Here is a 2,448-nt window from a genome sequence, read left to right as displayed (position 1 = left end):
GTAACGGCCCGACGAGTACCGTCTTCCGCAATTGAGGCGGTGTAGGCAAGCTCTGGTGTCTTCGCGGGCTGCATAGGCGTCCGCTTAATTTAGGCGGACACCTATGAAGCCACTGCCCGGCCCCATTTCGGAGGGGCGCATCCAGCGACGCCGGTTCTCCGATGCTTTCAAGCGCGATGTCGTCGCGCAGTGCATGCAGCCCAATGCGTCTGTCTCGGCTATTGCGCTGGCCAACGGGCTCAACACGAATCAGGTCTTCAAGTGGCGCCGTATGSCACTCGGTGACGAACAAGGGTCTTCGGCAGCGATGCTGCCCGTGACCGTCGAGGACATCGCCACCGTGCCTGTCGTCTCTGCATTGCGGCACGAAGGTGCCGTGGAGATCCGGCTTGAGCGAGGCACGATCCGCCTGACCGGCCCCGTCGATATTGCCGTATTGACCGCGCTGATGGCGTCTTTGACAGCATGATCGGTTTGCCTGCCGGAACGCGCGTGTGGTTGGCTGCGGGAATCACCGACATGCGCTGCGGTTTTAATGGTCTGGCTGCCAAGGCACACACAACTTTGTCCGAGGATCCGTACAGCGGTCACGTCTTTGTCTTCCGTGGCCGGCGCGSAGACCTGATCAAGGTGCTTTGGTGGAGCGGTGACGGTCTGTGCCTGTTGGCCAAGCGCCTGGAGCGAGGTCGCTTCGTCTGGCCGCAGGCTGACAGCGGCAAGGTTCACCTGACACCCGCGCAGCTCTCGATGCTGCTCGAGGGCATTGACTGGCGCAAGCCAGAACGCACCTGGCGCCCGACGCTCGCCTTGTAAACTGCGACGCCGCTTCCTACACTGCGGGGCATGAAGACCGATCCCGCCACGCTCCCCGATGACATCGCCACCCTGAAGGCGATGATCATTGCACGTGACAACGCGTTGCGAGATCACGCGATAGAGATCGAACACCTCAAGCTCCTGATTGCCAAGCTGAGGCGCCAGCAGTATGGCCACAAGTCTGAGAAGCTCGATCGACAGATCGAGCAGCTCGAACTCAAGCTCGAGGAATTGCAAACCGATGAGGGCGCCGCCGCAGCCAGCTCGCAACGCGCTCGCCCTGCCAATGCCAGCGCGGGACGCAACCCGCTACCAGCACACCTGGAGCGCGAAGACGTCGTGCACACGCCAGCCGAGACCATGTGCTGCGAGTGYGGTAGCGCCTTCCAGATACTCGGCGAAGACGTCTCAGAACAATTGGAGCTCGTGCCTGCACGGCTGCGTGTCATTCGGCACCGTCGCGTGAAGCTCGCATGCACGGGTTGCGATCGCATCGTCCAGGCCCCCGCGCCGAGCCGGCCCATCGATCGCGGTATCCCCGGCCCGGGCTTGCTTGCCAATGTGTTGGTGTCGAAGTTCTGCGATCATCAACCGCTCTATCGCCAGCGTGTCCGTTGGGARCGCGAAGGCATTGCATTGCCGGAGTCCACGCTAGGCGACTGGGTCGGCGGCTGCGCGGCCTTGTTGMCCCCCCTGGTGCAGGCATTGCGTGACTACGTGATGAGTGGTGTCAAAGTACATGGGGACGATACYCCGATCCCGGTGCTGGCGCCGGGCAATGGCAAGACGAAGACGGCACGGYTGTGGACCTATGTGCGTGACGATCGGCCATCGGCGGATACCGCTCCACCTGCGGTGTGGTTCGCCTACTCGCCCGATCGTAAGGGCGAACACCCGCAACACCATCTGCGATCCTTCGTCGGTACGTTGCAGGCTGATGCGTATGCTGGCTTCAATGCGGTCTATGAAACAGGGCGCGTGCWAGAGGCCGCTTGCTGGGCTCACGCCAGACGCAAGTTCCACGAACTACATGTGGTGCGGGCCAATGCCGTCACCGAACAGGCGTTGGGGCGCATCGGCGAACTTTATGACATCGAGCGCGAGATCCGAGGGCAACCACCAGACCTGCGCCGGGAGATCCGGCAACGCGAGGCGGTACCGCGAYTAGCAACACTCAAGGCCTGGCTGGAAGAGACGGCGGCCAAGCTCTCGCGCAAATCGGATACCACTGCAGCCATCCTCTACACGCTCAAGCGCTGGGAGGCGTTCACGCGCTATGCCGGCGATGGGCGACTGGAGATCGACAATAACAGCGCCGAGCGCGCGCTTCGCGCCGTCGCTCKTGGTCGAAAAAACTTCCTGTTTGCCGGCGCCGATAGCGGCGGCGAACGGGCCGCCGCGATGTACAGCCTCATCGGCAGCGCCAAGCTCAATGGCCTCAACCCGGAGGCGTACCTGCGCCACGTGCTGGGCCGCATCGCCGATCATCCGATCAACCGGATCGAAGAACTGCTGCCCTGGGCCGTCGCTGCAGAGTTGGCGACCCTCGACGCGCCAACTCCATAACTCCCTCCTGCATCACAATCTGGCTTCGCCTACCGCCGTCAAGGACGGCAATGGCCGGACGCTTAC

Annotated in this window: 3 protein-coding genes; all 3 read left to right on the top strand. The window is 62.9% G+C overall.

From position 1 onward, the window contains the following. The first annotated feature begins 103 nt into the window (after positions 1–103). From tnpA to tnpC, 3 genes are read left to right on the top strand one after another with little or no spacing between them, the layout of a single operon-like run. Positions 104–469 (top strand): IS66-like element accessory protein TnpA, encoded by a 366-nt coding sequence (gene tnpA, locus AC1DQR_RS40085; RefSeq protein ID WP_477135119.1) that lies wholly within the window; start codon positions 104–106, stop codon positions 467–469. After that, on the top strand, positions 466–813 hold the full coding sequence (gene tnpB / locus AC1DQR_RS40080) for an IS66 family insertion sequence element accessory protein TnpB (RefSeq protein WP_477135118.1): 348 nt from the start codon (positions 466–468) through the stop codon (positions 811–813). The genes tnpA and tnpB overlap by 4 nt, the downstream gene beginning before the upstream one ends. A 30-nt stretch (positions 814–843) precedes the next feature. Then, entirely contained in the window at positions 844–2,382 is a 1,539-nt protein-coding gene (tnpC, locus tag AC1DQR_RS40075) for an IS66 family transposase (RefSeq protein ID WP_477135117.1), read from the top strand. The last annotated feature ends 66 nt before the right edge of the window (positions 2,383–2,448 follow it).

This window comes from Cupriavidus sp. 05L411 (assembly GCF_056398045.1).
This window is presented reverse-complemented; position numbering and strand designations above follow the sequence as displayed.